This is a genomic window from Arthrobacter sp. T2-23 (assembly GCF_055398325.1).
Genome location: NZ_AP027917.1, coordinates 1804483 through 1830968 on the forward strand (window position 1 = coordinate 1804483; position 26486 = coordinate 1830968).

Genomic DNA, 26486 nt, shown 5'->3' on the forward strand with positions numbered 1-26486 from the left:
GCGCGGCGGGTCAGTTCCAGCCGAGCAGCCGCAGCCCGGCCGCGGCACCGGCGCCGGCCAGGACCACCACCAGGAATGGCGCGCGGAACCAGAGTGCGACGGCGGCCGCGGCGAGGGCACCGAGCCGGGCATCCAGTGCCAGCGACTGTCCGGACGCCACCGTGTTCACGACGGTAAGGGACGCCAGCAGGCCGATCGTCATGGTGCCGGCGATCCGGGACATCCGGGGATTGCGCAGCACGCTGGCCGGCACGAGATACCCCACCAGTTTCCAGGCGTAGGCCAGCACGCAGGACAGCAGGAGCCAGAGCCAGAGCGTCATGAGGCCTCCCCCGGAGCGCGGCCGCTTCCATGGCCGTGGTGCTGCTGGGCGTACGGGTCCACGTCGGGCTCAAGACCCTCGTCGCTGCGGCCATGGCTGAACCAGCCCACCAGCGCGGCCACGGCCGCGGCGACCAGGATCGGCACCCCCGCCGGCACCCACGGCACGGCCAGGACGGTAGCCAAGGCGCAGGCGACGGCGATCGCGACCGGTTCACGGCCCTTGAGCCTCGGCCACAGCAGGCCGAGAAACGCTGCCACCGCGGCGCCGTCGAGCCCCCACTGCTTCGGATCGCCGAGCGCGGCGCCGGCCAGCGCGCCCACGGCGGTGAACAGATTCCACAGCACGAAGATGCCGATCCCCGCCGTCCAAAAGCCGCGGCGTTGCTCCGCCGGGTCGGTCTGGCCGGTGCTGGTGGCGGTCGATTCGTCGATGGTCACGTGCGCCGCAGCGAACCGGCGCCAGCCCCGGGGCCGGAGCAGTGCGTTGAGCTGCATGCCGTAGATGCCGTTACGCATACCCAGCAGGGTGGCCGCACCCATCGCCGCGACGCCCGAGCCGCCGCCGGCCACGACGCCGATGAAGGCGAACTGCGAGCCGCCGCTGAAGAGCAGCAGGCTCAGCGCCATGGTCTGCCAGAAATCGAGCCCGGACGTCACGGACAGGGCCCCGAAGGACACGCCGTAGAGCCCGGTGGCGATGCTGATGGAGAGTCCGACGCGGACGGCCGGGGATTGCGCGAGCTTCACCGGCGGCGCTTCGGGGCCGGCCTGGACAGGCTCCACGCGCACGCGATGAGCGGGGCCTGCAGCGGCAGCCGCAGGCTGTGGACGCGCCGCTGCACGGGCGTGCCGGCGGGTCCGTAGGCCGCGCGGAGCGCAGCGAGGTGTCCGGCGAGGAAGGCGGTGAACAGGCCGGCCACGCACCCTGCGGCCACGCGGCGGGTCGGCGGGATCAGGAGTCCGACGGCGGCGCCGGCCTCCAGCAGCCCGCTCGCTGCCACCCATTCCTCCCGGGACAGCACGGCGAGGGGCCCGTTGCGCCGGCTGCCGGAGTCGTCCCGGCAGAGGTAGTCCGGGACCACCGGGGCGAAAAACCCGGGGTCGCGGAAGTGTTTTGCCGCACTGGCCAGCAACAGCCCGCTCAGGGCTGCCGCGGAGAGGGTGTGGGTTTCCCGGGGGGACCAGCGGAAAGGCATGGAACCATGCAACCACAGCCGCGGAGCGCCGGGTAACCTAAGGCCGTAACCTGCGCAGGCTTTGCGCCCGCGGGCGCCGAAAACGGGACTTTCCGCAGGGGGTTCGGGAGGGGCGCCCGGGAGTACCTTGGTGACTATGAGCAGTGTCGTGCAGATGACGGGCGTCGTGAAGCGTTTCGGGGCCGTGACCGCCCTCAATGGCCTGGACTTCGAGGTGGCCGCCGGTGAAGTGCACGGCTTCCTCGGCCCCAACGGGTCCGGCAAGTCCACCACCTTGCGGCTGCTGCTGGGCATGTTGCGGGCCAATGCGGGATCCATCCGGGTGCTGGGGTTGGATCCCTGGCGCGATGTCGGCACGCTGCACCGCCGGCTCGCGTACGTTCCCGGCGACGTGTCCTTGTGGCCCAACCTGACCGGCGGCGAGGTGATCGAGCTCCTCGGCCGGCTGCAAGGCGGCCAGGACCGGGCGCGGCGGGACCAGCTGCTGGAGCTTTTCGAGCTGGATCCCACCAAAAAGGCCCGAACCTACTCCAAAGGCAACCGGCAGAAGGTGGCGCTCGTCGCTGCCTTGGCCACCGACGCCGAGTTGTTCCTGCTGGACGAGCCCACGAGCGGACTGGATCCGCTGATGGAGGACGCGTTCCGCGGCTGCGTCCGTGAACTCCGGGCGCAGGGCCGGACGGTGCTGCTCAGCAGCCACATCCTCAGCGAAGCGGAGGCGCTCTCCGACCGGGTCAGCATCATCAGGGCAGGCCGGGTGGTGGAGACCGGGCCGCTGGAGCAATTGCGGCACCTGACCCGCACGTCCGTCACGGCCGACGTCGGCGCCGTGCCGCACGGGCTGGAGCTCCTGCCCGGCGTGCACGATGTGGTGGTGACCAACCACCGGGTCAGCGCGCAGGTGGATCCCTCGGCGCTTGGACCTTTCCTGGAGGCCCTGACGGCCGCCGGGCTGCGGTCGCTGACCAGCCAACCGCCAACGCTGGAAGACCTGTTCCTGCGGCACTATGGCTCGGGGAACGGCGGCTCCGGGAACGGTACGGGGGCCAAGGAGACCGGCTCCGACGCCGTCGGCTCGGCCGCAGCGGGTTCCGGCAGTTCGGGTTCAGGCGGTCCGGGGGCGGGCAATGCCTGAGACGCTGGCCGGCACCGGAATACTCATTCGCCTCGGGCTGCGGCGGGACCGCTGGCTGTTGCCGGTCTGGGTCCTCGGCTTTGCCGTCGTGGCCTATTCGACGGCGCTGGCCGGCGCGGACCTCTACCCAGACGTCGGCAGCCGCATCGAGGCCGCCAACGCGCTGAACGCCACCGCCTCGATGGTGGCGATGTTCGGGCGCATTTACGACCCCGCGTCGCTGGGGGCCCTCTCGCTGATCAAGTACACCGCGTTCATGACCGCAATCCTCGCGGTCCTGATGGTCATCCTCATCATCCGTCACACCCGGGCAGATGAGGAGAGCGGACGCCTGGAGCTCCTCGGCGGCGGCCGGTTGGGGCGCGACGCGGCGCTGGCGGCCGCCCTCGGCATCGGTTTCGGGGCGAGCCTGGGCGTGGGGCTGCTGTCCGCCGCCGCTTTGGCTGCCGGCGGCCTGCCGGCCGCCGGTTCGCTGGCCTTCGGCCTGGGCTGGGCCGCCACCGGGATGGCGTTCAGCGCAGTGGCCGGCGTCGCGGCGCAGCTGACGGCGAGCGCCCGCGCCGCCACCGGACTGAGCGTCGGCGTCATCGCCGTCACCTACGGCCTGCGGGCGGTGGGAGACCTTGCCGAACCGGGCCCGTCGGTGCTCTCCTGGCTCTCGCCGATCGGCTGGAACCAGCAAATCCGGGCGTTCGCCGGTGACCACTGGTGGGTGCTGACGCTGCCGGTAGCGCTCTGCGTCCTGCTGATCCCGGCGGCCTTTGCCCTCCGAGCGCGCCGGGACCTGGGCGCGGGGCTACGGGACGAGCGGCCGGGTCCGGCGGTGGGTTCGCTCACCGGGGTCTGGGCCCTGGCGTTGCGCCTGCAGTACCGGGTGTGGCTGGCCTGGGCGGTGGCCTTCATCGTCTTCGGCGTGGTAATCGGGTCCCTGGTCAGCAACGTCGAGCAGATGCTCAGCTCCCCCAACGCCCAGGACCTCATCAAGCTGATCGGCGGCGCCTCCGCGCTGCGGGACGCCTTCCTGGCCGCGGAAATCAGCATCATGGGACTCCTGGCCGCGGCCTACGGCGTGGCGGCGGTCAACCATCTGCGGAGCGAGGAGTCCGCGGGGCATACCGAGGCCTTGCTGTGGACCGCCACAACGCGCCCCCGCTGGGCCAGCAGCCACTACGCCTTCGCGCTGGCCGGGGTTGCCGTGCTGATGGTGCTGGCCGGGGTGTCGATCGGCGTCGGCGCCGCCGCCGCCGTGCAGGACCCGGAGCTGGTTGGCCGGTCGATCGTCGCTTCGCTCGCGCAGGTTCCGGCGGCGTGGGTGCTCGCCAGCGTCGCGCTGGCCGTCTTCGGTTGGGTGCCACGACTGGCCGGGGCGGTCTGGGGGGTGCTTCTTGCCTTTGTGGCGCTGGGAGAGTTCGCAGTGCTCTGGAATGCCCCCGGATGGCTGATGGACCTCTCGCCGTTCCGGCACTCGCCGCTGTTGCCGGTGGGTGCCGACGCGGTGCCCGCCCTGGTCGCCCTCACCGCCGTCGCCGCAGGGCTGGCCGCGCTGGGGTACCTCGGCTGGCGGCGGCGGGATCTGGCCGCCTAGCGGCCGTGGGGTTAGCGTGCGCGGCGCACCATCTCGCTGATCCAGATGGGGGCAAACGGGGACGTGCAGCCCGGCGGAGTGGGATAGTCCTTGAGCACGCCGAGGCGCTCACCAATGGCAAGGGCCCGGGCGCGGTGTTCGGCGTGCTCGATCCCTATCTGGGCCAGGCAGTGGTTCATCGCCCACTGCAGGCGGTCCGGGGCATCCTTCAGCTGCGCCTCGATGGTGTCCAGGAGTCCGCCAAGGTCGAGGCCAACGGGATTCTTCGCTACCCGCTCGGTCGTCAGCGCCCAGCCGGCACTCGCAACCACCGGATCCGGGTTGGAGGACCACAGCAGCCGCAGCTTTTCGGCGTGGGGGCTCTTCTTCACCACGTAGTTCACGAGCCAGTCGTGCACCTTCGGACTGCGGGCCGCACGTACCATCGCGTCCAACTCGTCGGGCCCGAACGCCGCCGGGCGGCAGATAAGAATCGCCAAAAGCTGCGCCGGGGTCTCTCCCGCCTCCCATAGCCGGGTGGCGAGTTCCTGCTGCGTCTTCAAACGCTTCGCAATGGCGCGCAGCTCGCTGAGCTTCACACCGTGGTCGTCACCGTGCTTCTCGTTCACCAGCCGTGCCTTCGGGTCCTCGAGCCGGGCCAGTTCAGCCATCAGCTCGGTCACTGACTGGTTCAACGTCGTCTCGTTCATCCCGTGCTCGCCTAAAGCCGGGCGAGCAGCTGGGCGCGGACCTCGGCGGGACGGTTGGTGGTGATCTCCTGGATGCCCAGTTCCTGGCAGAGGTAGACGTCGTCCGCCGAGTCGACCGTCCAGACCCGGAAGCGGCGGCCCGAATCCAGCCAGCGCCGGACCGTACGGGCGTGCCCGCGGACGTAGCTGATGCCAGGCCCGGCCAGGCCCACCTCGTTGTCGTCCAGGATCCGCTCCCCCTCGGTTTGCGCGGCCTTCAGGACGTTGGCGAGGGCGCCGCCGGTAAGGGCCCCGAGTCCCAGTTCCTCGCGGATTTCCTCCACGTGCACGTCGTCCACGAGCTGGCAGATGGCCGAGGCCGGCACGGACTGCAGCAGATGCTTCACCGAGTCGGGGCTGAAGCTCATGAAGGAGACCCGGATGTTGTCCAGCATCGAGGTGGTCCGGTCCCAGCCCTCGGCCTCGAGGACCGCCAGGACCCGGTCCTCGAGCTTGAGCTGGTAAGGGCTGGGGTGCTTGAGCTCGATCGCCAGCCCGATCTCGCGTCCGGCCAGGCGCAGGATGTCCAGCAGTTCGGGGAGGGTCAGGAACTGTTCGGACAGGGCGCCGTATTCCTCGGGGATCCGCGCCCCCTTCCAGGAGCAAAAGTCCAGCAGCCGCAGCTCCGCCAGAGTGCGGTCCGCGACCGGGCCGGTGCCGTCCGAGGTGCGGTCAAGATTGGCGTCGTGCAGCAGCACCGCGTGCTGGTCGCGGGTGAGGTGAATGTCGCATTCGACGCCGTCGGCGCCGTCGGCGATGGCCTGCAGGTAGGCTGCGCGGGTGTGCTCGGCGAAGGCTGCGCTGGCGCCACGGTGGGCGTAGACGAGCGGGCGGGCGGCGGCGGGCTCCTCGGTAGTCATGCTGACACGTTAGCGGACGCCGGTGACGGATGCGCGGCTAGGCTGGGCACATGCAGGTGAACACTGAACGAACCGCCCGCCCCGCCGTCCCAGCGGCCGGCGCCGGACACCGGCTCTCGACCGCCGACGCCGAAAAGGCCGCGGCGCTGCGGAAGATGAAGCTGCTGGCCGTGTCCCTGCTGATCGGCATGGCGGTCATTTTCGTGCTGGCCTTCGCCCTGCAGAAGCAGAACCCGTGGCTTGAGTACGTCCGGGCCGCGGCCGAGGGCGGCATGGTCGGCGCCCTCGCGGACTGGTTCGCTGTCACGGCGCTGTTCAAATACCCGCTGGGCCTGAAGATCCCGCACACCGCGATCATCCCGCGGCGGAAGGACCAGATCGGGGCCTCGCTGGGCGAATTCGTGGAGACCAACTTCCTCTCCGAGCAGGTGGTCAAGGAGAAGCTGGCCAGCGTGGACGTCGCACGGAAGGTCGGCGCCTGGCTGTCCGGTCCGGGTGGCGCCGAACGCGTGGCCAAGGAGGGCGCGGCCGTGATCCGCGGCGCGTTTACGGTGCTGAACGACGACGACGTCCAGGCCGTCATCGAGGGCATGGTCCGCCGGCACCTGCTGGCCCCGCCCTGGGGCCCGCCGGTCGGCCGGCTCGCCGAGCGCGTGTTCGACGACGGCCACCACCACGCGCTCGTGGACCTGCTGGTGGACCGCACCGTGGACTGGGTCCGGGACAACCACGAGACGGTCAACCGGCTGGTCACGGACCGCTCCCCGGCCTGGGTGCCCAACTTCGTGGACGGCCTGGTGGGCGACAAGGTCTACGTGGAGATCCTGAAGTTCACCCACGCGGTGCAGGCCGACCCGCAGCACCAGGTCCGGCTCTCGATCGACAAGTACCTCAAGGAGTTGGCCCAGGACCTGCAGCACGACCCGGTCATGATCGCCCGTGCCGAAGGCGTCAAAGCGCAGGTGCTGGGCGATCCGGAGGTCCGCGAACTCGCCTCGCGCACGTGGGGCACGGTCAAGGCCGCGCTGCTCACCGCCGTCGACGACCCGCACAGCGAGCTGACCGTCAGGTTCAAGGCCGCCGTGCACGACTTCGGCACCCGCCTGGTGGTTGATCCGGAGCTCGCGGGCAAGATGAACACGTGGATCGGCGACGCCGCGGGGTACCTCGTGAACAACTACCGCGCGGACATCGCCGGCGTGATCACCGATACCGTGGCCCGCTGGGACGCAGCGGAGACCTCGCAGAAGATCGAACTCCAGGTGGGCAAGGACCTGCAGTTCATCCGGATCAACGGCACCGTGGTGGGCGCCCTCGCCGGGCTCGCCATCTTCACCGTGGCTCACCTGGTCTTCGGCTGACCCGGCGCGAACGGACGCTGAGGCCCGCTAGGCGGGCGCGACCTTCGCCGGGGACCGGCCGTGCAGGACGAAGAGCGTGAACGCCAGCGCCGCGAGCGCGGTGACCACAAGCAGCAACAGCCCGATCGAATAGCTGTGGGTCGCGGCGTCGTAGGTGGCGCCCATGACCAAAGGCGGGAAGTAGCCGCCCAGGCCGCCGGCGGCGCTGACCACCCCGCTGATGCTGCCGACCTTGCCCGCCGGGGCGAGCACCCCGACCCAGGCGAAGACTCCGCCGGTGCCGAGGCCCAGGGCCGCCGCCATGGCGACGAACGTCAGCCCGGCGGGCACGTCCCCGTCGGGCTGCAGGTTCACCACCCATGCCAGCACGGCGACGCCGGCCAGCGAGGCCACCACCACGGGCTTGGGGCCGAACCGGTCCGCGAGGACGCCGCCCACCGGCCGTGCCAACACAGCGGCCAGGGCGAACCCGGCCGTCCGGGCACCGGCGGCGCTGGGATCAAAACTGTAGACATCACGCAGATACGTGGGCAGGTAGGTGGCGAACGAGACGAATCCGCCGAAGACTACGGCGTAGAGGAAGCACATCTTCCAGGTGATCGGAGTCTTGGCGGCGTCGAGCAGTTTCGGCAGCACCGGGGCGTTGTTGCGGCTCCAGCCGGGGGATTCCTTCATCAGGAACCAGACCAGCGCGGCCATAACGGCCAGGACCCCGGCAATCAGCAGGTGCGTGGGGAAGTACCCGATCCAGGCGACCAGCCGCGGGTTCAGAAAAGCGGCCAGGGCGGTGCCTCCCATCCCGGCGCCGAAGACTCCGGTGGCGAAGCCGCGCCGGGACGGTTCGTACCAGGCGCTAACGAACGGAATGCCGACGGCGAAGACCGTTCCCGCGACGCCCAGGACCAGCCCGGCGGCGAGCACCAGCGCGAAGGATCGGATGGTGCCGCCGAGCGCCACCAGCAGGATCGGAACGATGGCCGCCAGCAGGACGAAGCTGAACATCGCGCGGCCGCCGTACTTGTCGGTGAGGGCGCCGACGACGACCCGGCCCAGCGAACCGACGAACACCGGCATGGCAACGAGGATGCCCGTGGTGGCGGGGTTGAGCTGGAGGTTCTGGGTGTAGAAGGCCCCCAGTGTGGCCACCGAATTCCATGCCCAGAAACCCGCCACCGAGGCGGCGGTGGCGAGCACCAGGTTGAGCGTCCGGCCGCCCGGGGCGGCTGCGGACGGGACAGCTCCGGCCATCGTGGTTTCCTTTCGGTTCAGCGGGGCGGGGTCACCAGGAACGCAGGCGCCTCACCGGTTCCTGGTGTCCCGATCGCGGGTTCCGACGGCGGACCAGCCGCGGCGCGCGGCGGTAGTGGAACTTCGCGCGGCGGCGGCGCCGGCCTTGGCGCCGTCCCGGTCGCGGTCCCGGGAGCGGTAGACGATGTAGGGGCGGAAGAGGTAGTGGAACGGGGCCGTGAAGGCGTGGACCAGCCGGGTGAAGGGCCAGATCACGAAGAGCGCCATGCCCACCAGGGTGTGCAGGTGGAAGGAAAAGGGCGCCGCCGCCATCGCCGCAATGTCCGGCTGGAAGATGAACAGCGAGCGGAACCACGGGGCCACCGTCTCGCGGTAGTTATGCCCGTGTTCGCCCTCGAACACGCTCGCGAGGGTGGTCCAGAGCCCAAACACGATGGCCGCGGTGAGTACCACGTACATGGACTTGTCGTTCCGGGTGGTGGCCATGAAGACCGGCCCGGTGGTGCGGCGGCGGTAGATCAGCAGGAGGATCCCGCCCAGGGTCCCCACCCCGGCGATCCCTCCGACGGCCAGGGCATTGAAGTGGTAGAACTCCTGGCTCATCCCCACGGCCTGGGTCCACGCCATCGGGATGACCAGGCCGAAGAAGTGCCCGGCGATGACGGCGAGCAGGCCGAAGTGGAACAGCGGCGAGGCGATCCGCAGCAGCCGGGATTCGTAGAGCTGGGAGGACCGCGTGGTCCAGCCGAACTGGTCGTATTTGTACCGCCAGACCAGGCCGCCCACCAGCACAACGACCATCACGTAGGGCAGGACGCCCCAGAGCACGATGTCCAGCGCCGAGATTGCGGCGGTGGCTCCGGGCTCGGCTTCGGACACAAGCATGGTCAGGCCCCCTTTACGGGCAGCAGGCGCGGATCGTAGGGGTCCAGGCCCACCGCTTCGGTGGGTGGCCCGTAGCCGGCCATCCGCATGACCGCCTGTTCATCCGACGGCGACTTGCCGGGCAGTGTGGCGCAGATGGCCTGCAGGATGCGGGCGTGCGGCAACTCGTCCCTGAGCAGCCCAAAGCGGAGCATCTCCAGGCTGGCCCGGAAGCGGCTCAGCAGTTCACGTCCGGCAGCAAGGTCCACCAGCGCGGCGTATTCCAGGACCATCGGCAGGTAGTCCGGCAGTTCGCCATGGGTGTCCACCAGGATGTCGCTCTGCCGGTAGGTTTTCTTGAAGTTGCCCAGCACTTCGCCCCGGCGCCGGGTGTCCCCGTCGGTCCAGTAGGACAGGTGAAGGGCATGGCGCTTGCCCAAATCGAACTCACGGACGTAGTGGGCCTGGAGCTCCAACGGCGGGGTGGATTCCAGCCGTTGCAGGACCTCGGCGAAGTCCGCGACGGCGCCGGGGAACTCGGCCAGCGCAGCCCGCATCAGCGGCACCCTCCCGATCAATTCCTCGTCCGGGTAGGTCAGGCACCAGGCGGCGCCGAGGTAGACCACCTGCTCGCGGCGGCTCACGGCTGCTCCCCCGCGTGGCTGTGGGTGCCCGGCGTCGCCGGCGGCCTTTCGGTCGGCCTTTGGGTCGGCCTTTCGGGGAAGAGCCCGGAGGGGGCCCCGGTTCCGTCCCAGTTCAGCAGGTTCACCCGGCCCCGCAACGTTGTTTCCCCGGGCGCGGAGCCGGAGGTCTGCCGGTCGCGCAGGGCGTTGAAGGTTTCCACGGCCACCGGGACGGGCCTGCCGCTGGCTTCGCCGAACGGGGCGGAATCCTGCATGCCGGGCCCTCCCTCGAAATCCAGCGAGCAGCCCATCTCTTCGAGGTCGTGGGCCTGTTCCACGTGGGCCTTGGGGATCACGTAGCGCTCCTCGTACTTCGCGATGGCCATCAGCCGGTACATCTCGTACATGGTCTGGCTGTCCATGCCCACGGCTTCGGGGATGGTGTCGTCGGGGTCGTTGCCGAGGCTGATGCCGCGCATGAAGGAGCGCATGGCCGCGAGCTTCTTCAGCACCGCGGTGACCCGGTCCGCGTCCCCCGCGGTGAAGAGCTCGGCGAGGTACTCCACCGGGATGCGCAGCGCGTCGATCGCGCCGAAGAGGTTGCCGGCGTCCTCGCCGTCGTGCCCCTGGTCGCGCAGCAGGTCCACCACGGGTGAGAGCGGCGGGACGTACCAGACCATCGGCATGGTCCGGTATTCGGGGTGCAGCGGCAGGGCCACCTTGTAGACCTTGGCCAGGGCATAGACCGGCGAGCGCCGGGCCGCGTCGATCCAGTCCTCCGGGATGCCCTGGGCGCGGGCATCGGCCTGGACCGCGGGGTCGTTCGGGTCCAGCAGCACGTCCATCTGGGCGTCGTAGAGTTCCTGCGGATCGGTGACGGCGGCCGCGGCGGTGACGGCGTCGGCGTCGTACAAAAACAACCCCAGGTAGCGCAGCCGGCCCACGCAGGTCTCCGAGCACACCGTCGGCAACCCCACTTCCACCCGCGGGTAGCAGAAGGTGCATTTCTCGGCCTTGCCGGTCTTGTGGTTGAAGTAGATCTTCTTGTACGGGCAGCCGGTGACGCACTGCCGCCAGCCGCGGCACTTGTCCTGGTCCACCAGCACGATCCCGTCCTCCACGCGCTTGTAGATGGCGCCGGAGGGGCACGAGGCCATGCAGGACGGGTTCAGGCAGTGCTCGCAGATCCGGGGCAGGTAGAACATGAAGGTCTGCTCGTAGGCGAACTTGATTTTGTCCTCGGATTCCCGGCGGACCTTTTCCACGATCGGGTCCAGGTGCCCGTTCTCCGTGGAACCGCCCAGGTCGTCGTCCCAGTTCGCGGACCAGGTGATCTTGGTGTCCTCGCCGGTGATGAGGGACTTGGGCCGGGCCACCGGGAAATCGTCGCCCAGCGGCGCGTCCACGAGGGTTTTGTAGTCGTAAGTCCAGGGCTCGTAGTAGTCCTTGAGTTCGGGCTGGACCGGGCTGGCGAAGATCCCGAAGAGTTTCTTGACCCGGCCGCCGGCCTTGAGCACCAGCTTGCCGCGCTTGTTCAGCACCCAGCCGCCGTGCCACCGTTCCTGGTCCTCGTAGCGGCGCGGGTACCCCTGTCCGGGGCGGGTTTCGACGTTGTTGAACCAGACGTATTCGGTACCCGCACGGTTGGTCCAGGCCTGTTTGCAGGTCACCGAACAGGTGTGGCAGCCGATGCATTTGTCCAGGTTCATGACCATGCCCATTTGAGCCATAACACGCATCAGTACTGCACCTCCTGGGAACGCCGGCGGACGGTGGCCACCATGTCCCGCTGGTTTCCGGTGGGGCCAAGGTAGTTGAACGCGTAGGCCAGCTGGGCGTAGCCGCCGATCAGGTGCGAGGGTTTGACCAGCAGCCGGGTCACGGAGTTGTGGATGCCGCCGCGCCGGCCGGTGGCCTCGGACTTGGGCACGTCGATGGTGCGTTCCTGGGCGTGGTGGACGTAGACCACGCCGGCCGGCATCCGGTGGCTGACGATCGCCCGGGCCACCAGGACGCCGTTGATGTTGACGCATTCCACCCAGTCGTTGTCCTTGACCTCGATGGCGGCGGCGTCGGCCGGGCTCATCCAAACCGTGGGTCCGCCGCGGGAGAGCGAGAGCATCAGCAGGTTGTCCTGGTACTCGGAGTGGATGGACCATTTCGAGTGCGGGGTCAGGTAGCGGACCACCACCTCCATGGACCCGTCCCGGCCCAGCTTGGGTTCGCCGAAGAGCCGGTGCATGTCCAGCGGCGGCCGATAGATCGGCAGGGCCTCGCCGATGTCCCGGATCCAGTCGTGGTCCAGGAAGAAGTGCATCCGCCCGGTGAGCGTGTGGAAGGGTTTGAGCCGCTCGATGTTGATGGTGAAGGGCGCGTAGCGCCGACCCCCGGTTTCGGAACCGGACCACTCCGGCGAGGTGATCACCGGGACCGGCCCCGCCTGGGTCTGGGCGAAGGTGATGAACTTTTCCTCCGAACCCTCGGACAGGTCCGCGAGTTTCTTCCCGGTACGGACTTCCAGGTCCCTGAAGCCCTGGACGGAGAGCGCGCCGTTGGTGGTGCCGGAGAAGGCCAGGATGGCCTCGGCCATTTTCGCGTCGGTGTCGATCGCGGGCCGGCCGTCCGCGGCGCCGCCGAGCATCACCCCGTTGGAGCGGCTCAGCCGGTCCAGCGCGCCGGCAAGTTTATAGGTGACGTTCTTGACCGTGAAGCCGAGCTTGTCGGCCAGCGGCCCGACGGCGGCCAGCTTGTCCGCGATGGCCGTGTAGTCCCGCTCCACGACGGAAAAGACGGGCATGTTCTGGCCCGGTACAGCGGGGATGGACGTGTCCCGCCAATCCCGCACGATCCCGCCGGGCTGGGCGAGCTGGCCGGGGGTGTCGTGCTGCAGCGGAACGCTGACCAGGTCTTTGCGGACACCCAGGTGGGTCTTCGCGAGCCGGGAGAACTCCTGGGCCAGCAGGTGGAACATGTCGAAGTCCGTTTTGGTCTCCCATGGCGGGTCGATCGCCGGGGTGAAGGCGTGCACGAACGGGTGCATGTCGGTGGAGGACAGGTCATGTTTCTCGTACCAGGTCGCCGCGGGGAACACGACGTCGGACAGCAGCGTGGTGGAGGTCATCCGGAAGTCCGCCGAGACCAGCAGGTCCAGTTTCCCTTCCGGCGCCTGCTCGTGCCACTTCACGTCCCGGGGTTTGAGCCCTTCGGCATGGTCTTTGCCCAGGACGTTGTTGTGCGTGCCCAGCAGGTTCCGCAGGAAGTACTCGTTGCCCTTGGCCGAGGAGCCGAACAGGTTGGAGCGCCACAGCACCAGGGTCCGCGGCCAGTTCTCCGGGGCGTCCACGTCCTCGATTGCCGGGTTCAGGGTGCGGTTCTTGAGCGCCTCCGCGATGTAGCCGGGGGTGTCCTTCGCGGTGCCGGCGGCGACGGCGGCCTCCGCCTCATCCGCGACATCCAACGGGTTGCGGTCGAACTGCGGGTAGAACGGCATCCAGCCCAGCCGGGCGGACTGGGCCATGGCGTCCGCAGTGTGCATGCCGTCCAGGGCCCCGGTGGACAGCGGGGACTTCAGGGCGTCGGCTGAGTACCCGTCCTGCCGCCACTGATCCGTGTGCATGTACCAGTAGCCGGTGCCGATCATGGTCCGCGGCGGCCGTGACCAGTCCAGCGCGTTCGCCAGGGACACCCAGCCGGTGGCGGGCCGGGTCTTTTCCTGGCCCACGTAGTGCGCCCAGCCGCCGCCGTTGCGGCCCATGCAGCCGGTCAGCATCACCAGCGCCAGTACGGCCCGGTAGGTGGCGTCGCCGTGGAACCACTGGCAGATCCCGGCGCCCATAATGATCATGGAGCGGCCCTTGGACTCTTCGGCGTTCCGGGCGAACTCGCGGGCCACCCGGATGCAGGCCTGGGCTGGTACGGAGGTGATCTCCTCCTGCCAGGCCGGCGTGTAGGGCGTCCCGGCGTCGTCATAACCGGCTGCCCACTCACCCGGCAGCCCGTCGCGGCCCACACCGTACTGGGCCAGCATCAGGTCGAACACCGTGGTGACCAACTGCCCTTCCACCTCGATGACGGGAACGCCGCGCCGGAGCACACTCCCTTCGCCGCCGGCGTCCTCGAAGCACGGCAGCAGGATCTCCGCGCTGTCACCGGACACCTCGCGCAGGGACAATGCGGGGTCGATTCCCTCAAGGTCCAGGTTCCATTTGCCCTCGCCGCTGCCGGAATAGCGGAACCCGAGGGAGCCGTTGGGGACCGCCGGCCGCCCGGCCTTCTTGTCGAACAACACGGTGCGGAACGCCGCGTCCTCGGCCAGGGATTCGGCCGGGATGTCCTTGGCGGTGACGAATTTGGACGGGGTGAGGGTGCCGTCGTCGCGCCGTTCCAGCCGGACCAGGAAGGGCAGGTCGGTGTATTGCCGGACGTAGTCGGAGAAGAACGGCACCTCGCGCTCGACGAAGAACTCCTTGAGCATGACGTGCCCCATCGCCAGCGCCAGCGCCGCGTCGGTCCCGGCCTGCGCGGGGAGCCATTCGTCGGCGAACTTCGTGTTGTCCGCGTAGTCCGGGCTGACCGTGACCACCTTGGTGCCGCGGTACCGCACCTCGGCCATCCAGTGCGCGTCCGGGGTGCGGGTCACGGGGACGTTGGAGCCCCACATCATCAGGTAGCGCGCGTCCCACCAGTCGCCGGATTCCGGGACGTCCGTCTGGTCGCCGAAGACCTGCGGGCTGGCCACAGGGAGGTCGGCGTACCAGTCGTAGAAGGACGTCATCACCCCGCCGATCAGCTGGATGAACCGGGTCCCGACGGCGTGCGAGACCATGGACATCGCGGGGATCGGCGAGAACCCGGCGCAGCGGTCCGGGCCGTAGTTCTTGATGGTGTTGACGTGCGCGGCGGCCGCGATCTCGATCGCTTCCTGCCAGGACACCCGGACCAGGCCACCCTTGCCGCGTGCCTGTTGGTAGCGGCGGCGGCGCTCCGGATCCCCCACGACGTCGGCGAAGGCCAGCACCGGGTCGCCCAGCCGGGCCTTGGCCTCGCGGTACATCTCCACGAGCACCCCCCGGGCGTAGGGGAACCGGACCCGGGTCGGGGAATAGGTGTACCAGGAGAAGGCCGCCCCGCGCGGACAGCCCCGCGGCTCGTATTCCGGGCTGTCCGGGCCCACCGAGGGGTAGTCGGTCTGCTGCGACTCCCAGGTGATGATGCCGTCCTTGACGTACACCTTCCAGGAGCAGGACCCGGTGCAGTTCACCCCGTGCGTGGACCGGACCACCTTGTCATGGCTCCAGCGGTCCCGGTAGAAGATGTCGCCCTTGCGGCCGCCTTCCCGGAACACCGCCCTGCCGTCGTCGGTCTGGTCCCATTTCGTGAAAAATCGGCCCAGCTTCAACATTGCGTCCGAGGCGGGTCCGTCCAACCCCGCGGAGCCTCCGGCAGTCATGCCCCCAAGCTAGGTGCCGGAATCTTGCTCCGATAGGGCCCTACGGCACTGGGCAGTTGTGCGGCTTGTGCGCATCGACGGCGGCTCGGCCCACTGGAGTCAGAAGTCGATCCCCTTGACGAGAGTAATGAACTGGTTCTTGGTCTGTTCGGCGGTGGGACCGGTTGGGGAGATCAGGATCTGCGCGGTGAAGATGGCCATGTTTTGGCCGCGGGCCACCATAAGGGACATGACCGTGACCGGAACATCGCTGGGCGGCCGGAGGGCCTTCGGTCCGCCGGGCTCCGTCCGGACAATGAGGATCGCCCGGTCTCCGACACTGTCGACGTTCTGGCCGTCCGGCACCGGCCGCGACAGCCAGGAAGCCCCGCCCTGGTGGAATTCGATGGAGAAGACCAGCGAGTCCGGTCCGGGGGTTCCCAACGCGCCGAACGTGTGCCGGCAGTTGCCCTCGCCCGGGAGGACCTGCGCCTGGGTTGTCGCGTCGAACGCCCGCTTGAGCGCTTCGGCGCTGACCAGGGCGCACACGGGGTTGTCGGTGGTGGCTTGCGGGCCGACGGGCGGCGCGGACGGGACACTGAGCGCGCTCCCGTTGCCCCAACCTGCCTCGACGGCGGCCTGGGCGAGCGCACGGGCCGTGGCGTTGCCATCCGGGACGGGGATCCCCGACGCTATGGGCGGGGTGGCCACGACGCGCAGGTCCAGTGACTCGTTGCCGCGGACCGCCTTGAGAACGGTGTTGGCCGACGCCCCGCCGGCCTCGCCGCGGAACCAGCCCGTCCATTGGAAGCACGCGAAGTCGCCAATGCCCGCCACGGGCGAGCAGTCCGGGGTCTTGTTCGCCTCGGCGATCTCGGCCGCCGACGCGGGCGAGGTCAAGGACACGGTCAGGGCGTTCATGCCCTGGTCCGATTTGCTGATGTAGCTGCACAGGTAGGCCGGGCTCCCCGGAGGCCTGGCTGCCTGGTTCTGCCCCGTGCCTCCGAAGCTCGGATCCACCTTGGCGGCAATCTGCGGTGTGATCAGGTCGCAGGCCGGATTGCCCGAACCGGACGATGGCGGCCCGGCGGACGGCGTCGAACTCCCCGGTGCACAGGCGCCGAGGAGAAGCGCCAGTGCCGCGCAAAGCGCCAAACGCTGTCGAGAAGCCCGGATCCGATGAACGCGCATGGTCTCCCCCAGTCGGCGGAAACCGCCCCCGCCTGTTCGAGGGCTGCTCCGATGGCACCAACGCTAGGGACAAGCGGGTTGCAGCAACAGGGCCGACCGGCCCCCGGAGCCTCAAGTGCCCGTTTGCGCTCTGACTAGGCGAAGGGCTCCAGTTCGACACCGGCCTGTTCCAGCGCGGCGCGGACGGCGGCGGCTACCGACACCGAGCCAGGGGTGTCGCCGTGCAGGCAGAGGGAATGCGGTGTGAGCGTGACGACGGTGCCGTCAACCGCCAGGACTTCGCCCTTGAGGGCCAGTCGGAGCGCCCTCTCGACGATCTCCTCCGGGTCCTCGATCACCGATTCCTCCTCCAGCCGCGGCACGAGGGTGCCGTCCGGGAGGTAGGCGCGGTCGGCGAAGGCTTCATGGAACACGGGGTTGCCTGCGTCCCGGGCGATTCCGAGCAGGGCGGAATGCTCAAGGCCCAGGATCGGCAGCCCGGGATCGTAGGCCTGGATGGCGGCGACCACGGCGGAAGCCTGTTCGGCGTCGTGGATGGTGCGGTCATAGAGGCCGCCGTGCACCTTGACGTAGTCCACCGAGGCGCCCACCGCATGGGCCACGCCGTCGAGCGCGCCGAGCTGGTAGAGGACGGCCCCGAACAGGTCGTCGAAGGTCATGTCCATGGCGCGGAGGCCGAAGCCGGCCAGGTCCGGGTAGCCCAGGTGGGCGCCCACCCTGACGTCGAGCTCATAGGCCGCGCGGCAGGTGTCCAGCATGGTGACGGGGTCCCCGGCGTGCAGTCCGCAGGCCACGCTGGCGCTCGTGACCAGCCGGAACATCGCCGCGTCGTCGCCCATGGTCCAGGAGCCGAAGGACTCCCCGAGATCAGCGTTCAGGTCCACGGGTCAGCCTTCCGCTTCGGGGACAGCGGCCATCAGCTCGCCGGGGATGGTCTGCGGCATGGGGCCGAAGGCCTCCTTGGCATTCCCGATCACGGCACGCCCCATCATCCGGTTGCCGACGCCGCCCACCACGGCACCGACGCCGAACGGCAGCGCCCGGCCCAGCAGCGCGGTGCCCTGGCGCTTGAGCAGGTTCCGCAGGAAGGCCCGCTGGATCCGCTGCCGCACGGAACCAAAGCCGATCAGCGGCGCGCGGCGCGCGAACAGCGTCCCCCAGGCCTGGGTGGGGCCCCTGCCCTGGCCGGCCGCCTGGCCGCTCAGGGAGCTCAGCAGCGCGGTGCCTTCCTCGCCGAGCATGATTGCCATGACCAGGGTGCTCGCCTTCTCCGGGTCCACCATGCGTACGCCGTGGAGCTCCGCCAGAGAGGTTGCGTACAGGGCGGTGGCTTCCAGGAATCCGACCGTCGCGGCGGCGGAGAGTCCCAGGGCGGCCACGGTGCCGACGCCGGGGATGACGGCCGATCCGCCGACGAGGGCGCCGCCGCCGGTCACGGCGGCCAGGTAGTTGCGTTCCAGGATGGCGGCCAGCTGCGCCGCGGAGGCGTGCGGGTGTTTGCGCTGCAGCCGCCGCAGGTTGGCCAGCACCAGCGGGCGCTGGATCTCCACCGCGCGCAGGAGCATGTTGTGGACGCCTGCCTTGGGCTTGCCGTCGGCGTCGAACATTGCGTTGTGGGCGGTTTTCTGGGCAATCTTCATTGCCGGGTTGCTGCGCTGGGCCATCGTCGCCTCTCCGTAAACCTAAGGGTGCTGAACTTCTTCCAGCCTTAACACTAGGCCACGGGCCGTCCGGCCGCTCCGGCACCCCCGGCACATCGGCGGCGGCTAGAGCACCCAGGACTCGGCGAGGGCGACGAAGGCGGAGGAGGACGGCCCCAGCGGGCCCGGGTAGACCGCGGGCGTGCCCGGCCATTCCACCCCGAATTCACTGAGCCGGCCGGAGCTGCAGGGCAGGTAGACGTTGCTGAGGGCGGCGCTCCCTTCGCCGAGCTGGAAGTTCGGGGCGGTGAACTGCCGCCGGTCCAGGACTCCGTTGACGGCCAGTTCCGCCTTGTGGCCGGTGGCACGGAACCCGGTCGCCGGGTCCACTTCTACCGTGAACTCGTCGTGGGTGTGCCCGACGCCGGTCAGCGGGAACCGGGCCGCCTCGGGGAAATGGCGGGTGAGCTCGGCGGCCAGGGTTTCGGCGAGGACTTCGTTGGGGCCGTAGCTCCGCCAGCCCTGCAGGGTGGCCACGAGCAGGGCGCTGCCCGCACCCCAGCGGGACCAGTCGGCCTGCCAGAAGGTGGCGAAGCAGCTGGCCGGCTCACCGGGAACCTGGGTTCCGCCGGCGTCCGCGGGGTGCAGCGCCAGGCCCACGTTGATTCCCACAAATGCCAGGCTGCGCCGCACCGCTGCGGTGGCCGTTTTCTCCATGAAAGGAGCCTAACGGGACGGCAACGGCCGCAGCCGGAAGGTCGTTGCTTCCGGCCGCGGCCGTGTCCTCGCTGGGTTGTCCGGCTAAAAGCCGGTCCGCGCCTGGGGACCGCCGCTTAGCGCGGGGTGCGGATCAGCTTCTTGTTCACAAACTCGTCCATCCCGAACCGGCCCAGCTCACGCCCCACGCCGGAGCGCTTGACGCCGCCGAAGGGCATGTCAGCCTGGGTCTGGGCGACCGAGTTGATGAACACCATGCCGGTGTCCAACTGGTCGGCAACTTCCTGGGCCTTCCCGGGGTCGGCGCTGAACACCGAGCCGCCCAGGCCGTAGGGCGAGCCGTTGGCCAGGTCGATTGCTTCCTCCACGCTGGCCACCTTGTAGATGACGGCCGCGGGCCCGAACAGCTCCTCGGAGAAGGCGCGCATCTCCGGGGTGACGTCGGTGAGGACGGTGGGCTCCACGTAGGCGCCGGGTCCGTCCACCTTGTGGCCGCCCGTGCGCAGAGTGGCGCCCTTGTCCACGGCGTCCTGGATCTGCTCGATCAGCCCGTCCGCGGCGCTCTGCGAGGACAGCGGACCGAACCGGGTGTCCTCCTGCTGCGGATCGCCGGGCTTGATCCTGGCCATCCGCTCGGTGAACTTCTCCACGAACGGCTCGTAGAGGTCTTCCAGGACGATGAACCGCTTGGACGCGGTGCAAGCCTGACCGGCGTTGCCCATCCGGCCCCCTACGGCGGCCTTGACCGTGGCGTCCAGGTCATCGGAGTCGAGCACGATGAAGGGGTCGCTGCCGCCGAGTTCCAGGACGTACTTCTTAAGGTTGCGCCCGGCGGCCTCGGCCACGGCCGCACCAGCCCGCTCGCTGCCGGTCAGGGAGACGCCCTGGACGCGGGAGTCCGCGATGATCTCCGCCACCTGGTCGTTGTCCAGGAAGACGTTAGTGTAGGCGCCCTTCGGCAGGCCGGCGTCGTGGAAGATCGCCTCGATGGCCAGCGCCGACTGCGGGCAGCTGCCGGCGTGCTTGAGCAGGATGGTGTTGCCCAGTACCAGGTTGGGCGCGGCGAAGCGGGCCACCTGGTAGTAGGGGTAGTTCCACGGCATGATGCCCAGCAGGGGGCCGACCGGGGCCGAGCGGACGACGGCGGTGCCGCCGCCCTTGACCTCCAGCGGCTCGTCCTTGAGGAATTCCGGGCCCTCGGTGGCGTAGTAGTCGTAAATCGAGGCGACCAGCTTGACCTCGCCGCGGGCCTCCACCACGGGCTTGCCCATCTCCTTGGCAATCAGGCGCGCCAGTTCATCCTGGCGCTCCCGGTACAGCTCGGCGACCCGGGCGATGACCTTGGTTCGCTCCCCCACGGGCGCCTTGCGCCACTCGAGGAATGCTTGCTGCGCGGCGGCGAGCGCCGTCTCGACCTCTTCCTTGGTAGCAAGCGGAAATTCCTTTTCCGTCTCTCCGGTCGCGGGGTTCACTGTCTTGTAGGCAGTCATGGGTCCACCATCTCCGTTTCTGGCTGGTTTGAGCCGGTTCGGGCGCGGGACCGCGGGTGGCGCCGGGTAGGGCGCCGGCGGCGGTTCCCGCCCATTGCGAGGGCCGGCCTGATCGCAAGAGCAGAACCGGTCCCTTAGGCGCCAACCGGGGCACCCCCCGGCGTATTCCATCCTGCCGCGGCCGAAGCCGTCCCGGACCCGGGGACGGCCGGCGACCCGCTGACCGATGGCCCTAGTTGACGGCGCGCACCACCGGGATCGACGCCGTCGGCGGACCACCCGGGAAGACCGTGGGCTCCGGGCTCACGACGGCATGCAACGGCACGGTCACCGGTTCGCTGCCGACCGTGAACCGCTCCCCGCGCACGTCGACTTCCAGCGGCGCCCCGTCCGGGACCGTCAGCCGGAGCTGGGTATGGTCAAGTTCGACGTGCAGCAGCCCGCCCCGCAGTTTCAGGTGGAAGTCCAGGGCGTCCCAGTCGGCAGGCAGCCGCGGATCGAAGTGCGGCACGTCGCCCTGGTCCCGCAGGCCGGCGAAGCCGCTGACCAGCGAGCTCCAGACCCCGCCCGTGGAGGCGATGTGCACACCGTCGATCGTGTTGCCGTGGGTGTCGTCAAGGTCGATGTAGAGGGCATGGATGAAGTGCTCCAGCGCGGCCTCCCCGTGGCCTACCTCGGCCGCCATGATGCCCTGCACACACGCGGAGAGGGTGGAGTCCCCGGTGGTGATGGGGTCGTAGAAGTCGAAGGCGCGGCGCTTTTCCTCCGCAGTGAAGTCCTGCCACTGGAGGAACATCGCCAGGACGGTGTCCGCCTGTTTGAGCACCTGGTGCCGATAGATCACCAGCGGGTGGAAGTTCAGCAGCAGCGGGTACTTGGACCGCGGCGTGTCCCAGTCCCATGGCTCCAGGGTCATGAAGTCGTTGTCCTGCGAGTAGACCTGCAGGTCCTCGTCGTAGGGCAGCTGCATCCGGTTCGCGGCTTGCTCCCAGAACTCCCGCTCGGCGTCGTCGATCCCCGGATGGTCCAGCGCTGCGGCGGCACGCAGATTAAACCGGGCCATGACGTTGGTGTAGAGGTTGTCGTTGACGACGGCGGTGTACTCGTCCGGGCCGGTGACCCCGTGGATGTGGAACAGCCCGTCCTTGCCGAAGAAGCCCAGCGAGGCCCACATCCGTGCCGTCTCGATCAGCAGATCGGAGCCGAGGGTCTCCTTGAACTCCGTGTCGCCGCTGGCCCAGATGTAACGGTTCGTGGCGAAGGCGATCGCGGCGGCGATGTGGAACTGCGCGGTGCCGGCGGCGTAGTAGGCGCTGGCCTCCAGGCCGTTGATGGTGCGCCAGGGGAACAGGGCGCCGTCGACGCTGAGCTCCTTGGCGCGGATCCGGGCCTCGGGCAGCAGGTCGTGGCGGAACTCCAGGACCTGGCGGGCGTTACCCGGGTTGGTGTAGGTCAGGTAGGGCAGCAGGTACACCTCCTGGTCCCAGAAGTAGTGCCCGTCGTAGCCGGAGCCGGACACGCCCTTGGCCGGGATGCCGGCCACGTCGGCGCACGCCGTGGCCTGCGCCAGCTGGAAAAGGTTCCAGCGGATGGCCTGCTGCAGTTCCTCCTGGCCGCCGACGACGATGTCGCTGGTGGTCCAGTAGTCGCGGTAGTGCGCCGCGCTCTGGGCAAAGATCTCGGCCACGGACAACAGGGCGGACTCAGCGGTGTCGGCGAGGTCCTCGTCCGCGGCCCGCCCCACCGCGTAGCTGACGCTTTTTTCCAGCACGAACGGGGCGTCGGGGCTGACCGCGAGGACGTAGCGGACGCTGCTGTCGTCCTCGTCCACCTGGGTGTCGAACGGCTGCACGCCGGCGTTGGTCCAGTGGTCCACGGCCATGCCGAGCCGCTGCTTGGATTCGGCGGCCTCCCAGGAGAGCCGCAGCGAGCCGTCGCCGCCGTCGAGCCGTACCGGGAGCAGCACACGCCCGGCGTGGCGGCCGGCGCGCCGCGGGTCGTGGGCCGAGTGGTCCTCCACCGGCTGGTCCTGGCGGTTGACGACCGCGGACGTGACGTCCGCGGAGATCTCGCGGTCCGCCGCGACTTCCAGCGAGATGCCGAGGGCACCGCGGGCCTGGTATCCCACAGCGCGGCGTTCCGTGGTGGTCACGGTGGCCCCGGAGCGGCACTGCCAGACGATCCGGCACTCGTAGACGCCGGTGGCGAAGTCCACGCTCCGCCGGTAGTCCAGGACCGTGGATTCCTCAAGGCTGAGCATCTCGCCGTCGATAATGACAACGAAGTTGTTGGCATCCGGAACGTAGAGGATGCGCTGGCCGGTGCGGGCGAAGCCGTACGCGTTTTCCGCGTGCTTGATGTCCCAGATCTCGTGGAAGCCGTTGATGAAGCTGCCCGGGAGTTCCGCGTCGGCGGCTGCCCAGTGGGCGCCCCGGATACCGAGGTGGCCGTTTCCGAGGCTGAAGAGTGTCTCCAGCGTTCCGGCGTTGCCCGGCAGGTGGACGGTCTCCACAAGTTGCCAGGGGTCATTGGGGAACCTGGCGCGGTCCGAGGTGATGAGAGCCATGGTGGGGTCCTTCAGCGGTGGCGGTTGAACGGGTGAGGGGTGGCGGCCGGTTAGAGCAGGTCGGCCAGATCGCCGACCACGATCGTGGCGCCCGCGTCGAGCAGGGTCTTCCGGCCCGCTCCGCGATCGACGCCGATGACCGAGTGGAAGCTCCCCGCGCTTCCAGCCTGGACACCGGAGACGGCATCTTCGACGACGACGCATTCTTCGCTGGGCAGGCCCAGCAGCCGTGCGGCGTATTCGTACGTGGCAGGGCTCGGCTTGCCCGGCAGGCCTTCGGAAGCCGCGACGACGCCGTCAACCACCACCGGGAAATAATCCGAGAGCCCGGCGGCCTTAAGCACCGGGACGGCGTTGCGTGAGGAGGAGACCACGGCGACCTTCAGTCCGCGCTCCAGTGCGGCTTCGATGAAACGGACCGAACCCTCGTAGGGTGTCACGCCGCCGGCCGCCACGATGTCGTTGAAGACCTTGTTCTTGCGGTTGCCGAGGCCGTGCACGGTGTCGTTGGCCGGATCGTCGTCGGCCGGACCCTCGGGCAGCACAATGTTCCGGGAAGCCAGGAAGTCGCGGACGCCGTCGAACCGGGGCTTGCCGTCGATGTGGTCGAAGTAGTCGCTCTCGCGGTAGCCCGGCGCCTCCGGCACACTCTTCAGGAACCCGTCGAAGAGTTCCTGCCAGGCGCGTTCGTGCACCACCGCGGTGGGGGTCAGGACGCCGTCGAGGTCAAAGAGGATCGCGGAAGCGCCGTCGAGGACGCCGGCCGGGCCGTGGCTGGTGGAAGTCTCGGCGACGGTGGAAATCTCGGTGCTGCTCGAAGTCTCAGCGCCGTTGGAAATCTCAGTCATGAAGCGATTGTCCTTTCAGACGGTGGCATGGAAAGTCTCGGAAAAGTGAGGGGCCGGGCTACGTCGCACCGGGGTGGCGGCTGCCGCGGGCGTTGGCCGGCATCAGCGTCGGCGGCGGGTGCTCCGGCGCTCCACCAGCTTGGTCTCCAGCAGGTGGGCGGCGGGGGGATTTGGAAGCCCCGGGTGGTGGAGCCTCTCGATCAGCAGGTTGGCGGCGAACGCGCCCTGGTCCGCCACGGGCTGGGCGATGGTGGTCAGCCCGAGGAACCAGCTCATCTGATGATCATCGATTCCTATGATGGAGACGTTCTTGGGCGCCGCCAAACCGAGATCCCGCAATGCCATCAGTGCACCGAAGGCGGTTTCGTCGCAGCCGGTGAACACGGCGGACGGCATCCGGCGGTTCTCGATCAGCTCCGTCATGGCCCGGCGGCCGCCCTCGATGCTGGATCCGGCGTCGAGCACCAGGTCCGGATCGACGGTCAGCTCGTGCTCGGCCAGGGCCAGTTCGAAGCCGCTCCTCCGCGCCTCCGCGGTGACCACGGAACGCCCCTCCGGCTCCAGTCCGGCCAGCATCGCCACGTCCCAGTGGCCGAGGCCGAGCAGGTGGCCGGTGGCCTGGCGCGCGGCCTCCACATTGTCGATGCCCACGTTGTCCCACGGGACGCCGTGCATCCCCACGCTCGCGACGGCCAGGCCGGAGGCCTCGACGGCGGCCACTTCCGCGTCGTCGAGGGCGACGTTCAGCAGCAGGATCCCGTCCACCCGCTGGGCCAGCCCGGCGAGGTCGCCGAAGAGTTTGCGTTGCACGCTGGGCCGGTTCCGCAGGCTGATCAGCACGGTATCGTAGCCGCTGTCGGCGAGTACTTCCTCCGCGGCCTCGACGGCCTGGGCGAAGTACCAGGCGGTCGCGGTGGGGACAATGATGGCCACGGAGCCGGTGGTTCCCCCGGCCAGCCGGGCGGCTGCGGAGGACGCCTTGTAGCCGAGCTTGGCAGCCGCATCGGTGACTGTGGCTTGGGCCTTTTCGGATACGTTGGGGAGGTGCCGGAGCGCCCGGGAGACGGTGCAGATGGAGAGCCCGGAAAGGGCGGCGACGTCTTGGATTGTCACGCGCGGAGCCTTAGTCATGCGACACGGGCCTGGACCTTTCTTCCCCCTGCAGTAGTGGGCCGATCAAAATGGCCAAAGTAAACTGTAAACGCTTATAAATTGAGCGCGCAAGTGGCGGCGGATTTCCATCGAGTAGAAATATCCGACGGCGCAGAGTCCGGCGCAGCGTCCCGGCTCAGGGTCCCGCCTCAGGGTCCCGCCTCAGCGCAGCACGTAGTGGCGCAGGAACGCGCCGACGTCCACGAGTTCCGCCGCTGAGACCGAGTGGCCCATCCCCGGGTAGCTGCGCGCCGTGAGCTGGGTATGGCGCTGCAGCCACTCCTCGGTGTGCGCGGTGGCGTCGTCGTTGATCACGGGGTCCGCTTTGTCCCGCCCCCAGAAGAACGGCGGCCGGGCGGTGAAGGACTCGCTCATGGCCAGCAGCTCGTTGTCCAGGACAAAACCGGACAGCCCGACGACGGCGCGGAACGCCTCCGGCCGGAGCCGCAGCAGGGTGCTTGCCATGGCCATGCCCTGGGAGTAGCCGAGCAGGCTGACGCTGCTGTGGTTGGCCTTGACCGAGTCGATCCAGGCGAAGACCGAGTTGGTGGCGGTGATGACGTCCGCGAAGTCGTGGGTGAGGAAGTAGTCCAGCAGGAACCAGCCGTAGTCGTCGCCGATCACCTTCGGCCCGCGCAGGGCGGCGCAGGTGAACTCGGGCGGCAGGCTGGGGAAGAGTTCCGCCATCCGGGTCTCGTCCGTGCCGTAGCCGTGCAGCATCACCAGCAGCGGCGTGCCGGCGCGCTCGGGCTCCGGCCTCGACCAGACGACAGTTTCCATGGGGACAGCCTAGCCAGCCGGTGCCCTTCCCCGGTCCGCGGGGGTTTCCGCGGCGGAATCGGACAGCCGCACCGGAATCGGGCAGCCGGACCCCGGACCCGCGCCGCGCCCGTCCGAAAACGGCGCCGCCATCCGAAACCGCCGCGAAATTAACCCCGGACACACCGAATTTTCCGGCGGGGCGTGGCCATAATCGTTGAAACGACAGGTACCGGGCTGTAGCGTGACGCTGGACAGCATGCTTAGCATCACCTATCGGTCCCACCGGACAACAAGGAGCAAGTCATGAGAATCGGTTCCTCCATCTTCCTTATCGCCATCGGCGCCATCCTGGCCTGGGCCATCGCACCCGGCCTGATCCCCAACGTCGACCAGACCATGATCGGCTACATCCTCATGGTGGTCGGAGTCATCGGACTGGTCGCGTCCCTGATCCTGGCCTCCCCCGGCCGCAGCCGCACGCGCCGCGTCAGCGAAACACGCTCCGTCGTCGACCCCAACACCGGCGAGACCATCACCCGCAACGAAAGCCGCGACGCCGGCATCTAATCCGCGCACACTCCCCGGCGCAGCCATGCGCCCCAGCAACGCCACCCGGACGCCGGGCCGGACCGTAAAGGTCGGGCCCGGCGTCCGCTGTTTAACCCGCATCCCCCACGCCGGGCACCGCAACGTCCGGGCATGCCCATCCCCGGGCGGCACGAATGGACATAATCCCGAAGTGCCCACTACCCGGCGGCAGGAATGGGC

General features: G+C 69.2%; 23 protein-coding genes. 4 read left to right on the forward strand and 19 right to left on the reverse strand.

The window, feature by feature from the left end; genetic code table 11:
- Positions 1-10: 10 nt before the first annotated feature.
- From ACZ5Z0_RS08280 to ACZ5Z0_RS08290, 3 genes are read right to left on the reverse strand one after another with little or no spacing between them, the layout of a single operon-like run.
- Entirely contained in the window at positions 11-322 is a 312-nt protein-coding gene (locus ACZ5Z0_RS08280) for an AzlD domain-containing protein (protein WP_464107984.1), read from the reverse strand.
- Positions 319-1071: an AzlC family ABC transporter permease gene (locus ACZ5Z0_RS08285; RefSeq protein ID WP_464110753.1), complete on the reverse strand. Its 753-nt coding sequence runs from the start codon at positions 1069-1071 to the stop codon at positions 319-321. Before ACZ5Z0_RS08285 ends, ACZ5Z0_RS08280 begins: the two co-directional genes overlap by 4 nt.
- Positions 1068-1520, reverse strand: a complete 453-nt coding sequence (locus tag ACZ5Z0_RS08290; RefSeq protein WP_464107985.1) for a DoxX family protein — start codon at positions 1518-1520, stop codon at positions 1068-1070. The genes ACZ5Z0_RS08285 and ACZ5Z0_RS08290 overlap by 4 nt, the downstream gene beginning before the upstream one ends.
- A 136-nt stretch (positions 1521-1656) precedes the next feature.
- On the opposite strand from ACZ5Z0_RS08290, the gene ACZ5Z0_RS08295 reads away from it, so the two are divergent.
- Both ACZ5Z0_RS08295 and ACZ5Z0_RS08300 read left to right on the forward strand, forming a co-directional pair.
- Positions 1657-2655: an ABC transporter ATP-binding protein gene (locus tag ACZ5Z0_RS08295; RefSeq protein WP_464107986.1), complete on the forward strand. Its 999-nt coding sequence runs from the start codon at positions 1657-1659 to the stop codon at positions 2653-2655.
- Positions 2648-4240: an ABC transporter permease gene (locus ACZ5Z0_RS08300; protein ID WP_464107987.1), complete on the forward strand. Its 1593-nt coding sequence runs from the start codon at positions 2648-2650 to the stop codon at positions 4238-4240. Before ACZ5Z0_RS08295 ends, ACZ5Z0_RS08300 begins: the two co-directional genes overlap by 8 nt.
- Positions 4241-4251: 11 nt before the next feature.
- Here the strand turns inward: ACZ5Z0_RS08300 and ACZ5Z0_RS08305 are convergent, their stop codons facing one another.
- Together ACZ5Z0_RS08305 and ACZ5Z0_RS08310 are read right to left on the reverse strand one after the other, a co-directional pair.
- Complete coding sequence (locus tag ACZ5Z0_RS08305; RefSeq protein WP_464107988.1) at positions 4252-4929, reverse strand: DNA alkylation repair protein; 678 nt, start codon at positions 4927-4929, stop codon at positions 4252-4254.
- Positions 4930-4940: 11 nt separating this feature from the next.
- Positions 4941-5828 carry a glycerophosphodiester phosphodiesterase gene (locus ACZ5Z0_RS08310; protein WP_464107989.1) on the reverse strand — a complete coding sequence of 296 codons (888 nt, stop codon included), beginning with the start codon at positions 5826-5828 and terminating at the stop codon, positions 4941-4943.
- Between the two features lie 50 nt (positions 5829-5878).
- Between ACZ5Z0_RS08310 and ACZ5Z0_RS08315 the strand changes: the two genes are divergently transcribed.
- Positions 5879-7189: a DUF445 domain-containing protein gene (locus ACZ5Z0_RS08315; protein ID WP_464107990.1), complete on the forward strand. Its 1311-nt coding sequence runs from the start codon at positions 5879-5881 to the stop codon at positions 7187-7189.
- Positions 7190-7216: 27 nt separating this feature from the next.
- Here ACZ5Z0_RS08315 and ACZ5Z0_RS08320 read toward each other — a convergent pair whose 3' ends face one another.
- The 14 genes from ACZ5Z0_RS08320 to ACZ5Z0_RS08385 all read right to left on the reverse strand — a co-directional run bounded on the left by ACZ5Z0_RS08320 (position 7217) and on the right by ACZ5Z0_RS08385 (position 25736).
- A complete protein-coding gene (locus ACZ5Z0_RS08320; RefSeq protein ID WP_464107991.1) occupies positions 7217-8437 on the reverse strand; it encodes an MFS transporter in 1221 nt (406 codons plus the stop codon).
- Between the two features lie 51 nt (positions 8438-8488).
- Complete coding sequence (gene narI, locus ACZ5Z0_RS08325; protein ID WP_464107992.1) at positions 8489-9322, reverse strand: respiratory nitrate reductase subunit gamma; 834 nt, start codon at positions 9320-9322, stop codon at positions 8489-8491.
- A gap of 2 nt (positions 9323-9324) precedes the next feature.
- On the reverse strand, positions 9325-9945 hold the full coding sequence (gene narJ / locus ACZ5Z0_RS08330; RefSeq protein WP_464107993.1) for a nitrate reductase molybdenum cofactor assembly chaperone: 621 nt from the start codon (positions 9943-9945) through the stop codon (positions 9325-9327).
- Positions 9942-11663 carry a nitrate reductase subunit beta gene (gene narH / locus ACZ5Z0_RS08335; protein WP_464107994.1) on the reverse strand — a complete coding sequence of 574 codons (1722 nt, stop codon included), beginning with the start codon at positions 11661-11663 and terminating at the stop codon, positions 9942-9944. Before narH ends, narJ begins: the two co-directional genes overlap by 4 nt.
- Positions 11663-15373, reverse strand: coding sequence for a nitrate reductase subunit alpha (locus ACZ5Z0_RS08340; protein ID WP_464107995.1), 3711 nt, complete (start codon positions 15371-15373; stop codon positions 11663-11665). The genes narH and ACZ5Z0_RS08340 overlap by 1 nt, the downstream gene beginning before the upstream one ends.
- Positions 15374-15472: 99 nt before the next feature.
- A complete protein-coding gene (locus ACZ5Z0_RS08345; protein ID WP_464107996.1) occupies positions 15473-16273 on the reverse strand; it encodes a hypothetical protein in 801 nt (266 codons plus the stop codon).
- Positions 16274-16677: 404 nt separating this feature from the next.
- Positions 16678-17427, reverse strand: a complete 750-nt coding sequence (locus ACZ5Z0_RS08350) for a LamB/YcsF family protein (RefSeq protein WP_464107997.1) — start codon at positions 17425-17427, stop codon at positions 16678-16680.
- 3 nt (positions 17428-17430) lie between these two features.
- Complete coding sequence (locus tag ACZ5Z0_RS08355; RefSeq protein ID WP_464107998.1) at positions 17431-18207, reverse strand: hypothetical protein; 777 nt, start codon at positions 18205-18207, stop codon at positions 17431-17433.
- A 102-nt stretch (positions 18208-18309) separates the two neighbouring features.
- The gene (locus ACZ5Z0_RS08360; protein ID WP_464107999.1) at positions 18310-18900 is read right to left on the reverse strand and encodes a hypothetical protein; all 591 of its coding nucleotides are present in this window, start codon (positions 18898-18900) and stop codon (positions 18310-18312) included.
- A 116-nt stretch (positions 18901-19016) separates the two neighbouring features.
- The gene (locus ACZ5Z0_RS08365; RefSeq protein WP_464108000.1) at positions 19017-20390 is read right to left on the reverse strand and encodes an NAD-dependent succinate-semialdehyde dehydrogenase; all 1374 of its coding nucleotides are present in this window, start codon (positions 20388-20390) and stop codon (positions 19017-19019) included.
- A gap of 232 nt (positions 20391-20622) precedes the next feature.
- A complete protein-coding gene (locus ACZ5Z0_RS08370; protein WP_464108001.1) occupies positions 20623-22956 on the reverse strand; it encodes a glycoside hydrolase family 65 protein in 2334 nt (777 codons plus the stop codon).
- Between the two features lie 50 nt (positions 22957-23006).
- Positions 23007-23804, reverse strand: a complete 798-nt coding sequence (locus tag ACZ5Z0_RS08375; RefSeq protein ID WP_464108002.1) for an HAD family hydrolase — start codon at positions 23802-23804, stop codon at positions 23007-23009.
- Between the two features lie 102 nt (positions 23805-23906).
- Positions 23907-24917 (reverse strand): LacI family DNA-binding transcriptional regulator, encoded by a 1011-nt coding sequence (locus ACZ5Z0_RS08380; RefSeq protein ID WP_464108003.1) that lies wholly within the window; start codon positions 24915-24917, stop codon positions 23907-23909.
- 201 nt (positions 24918-25118) lie between these two features.
- The gene (locus ACZ5Z0_RS08385; RefSeq protein ID WP_464108004.1) at positions 25119-25736 is read right to left on the reverse strand and encodes an alpha/beta hydrolase; all 618 of its coding nucleotides are present in this window, start codon (positions 25734-25736) and stop codon (positions 25119-25121) included.
- A gap of 285 nt (positions 25737-26021) precedes the next feature.
- Between ACZ5Z0_RS08385 and ACZ5Z0_RS08390 the strand changes: the two genes are divergently transcribed.
- The gene (locus tag ACZ5Z0_RS08390; protein WP_138767724.1) at positions 26022-26285 is read left to right on the forward strand and encodes a DUF6458 family protein; all 264 of its coding nucleotides are present in this window, start codon (positions 26022-26024) and stop codon (positions 26283-26285) included.
- The last annotated feature ends 201 nt before the right edge of the window (positions 26286-26486 follow it).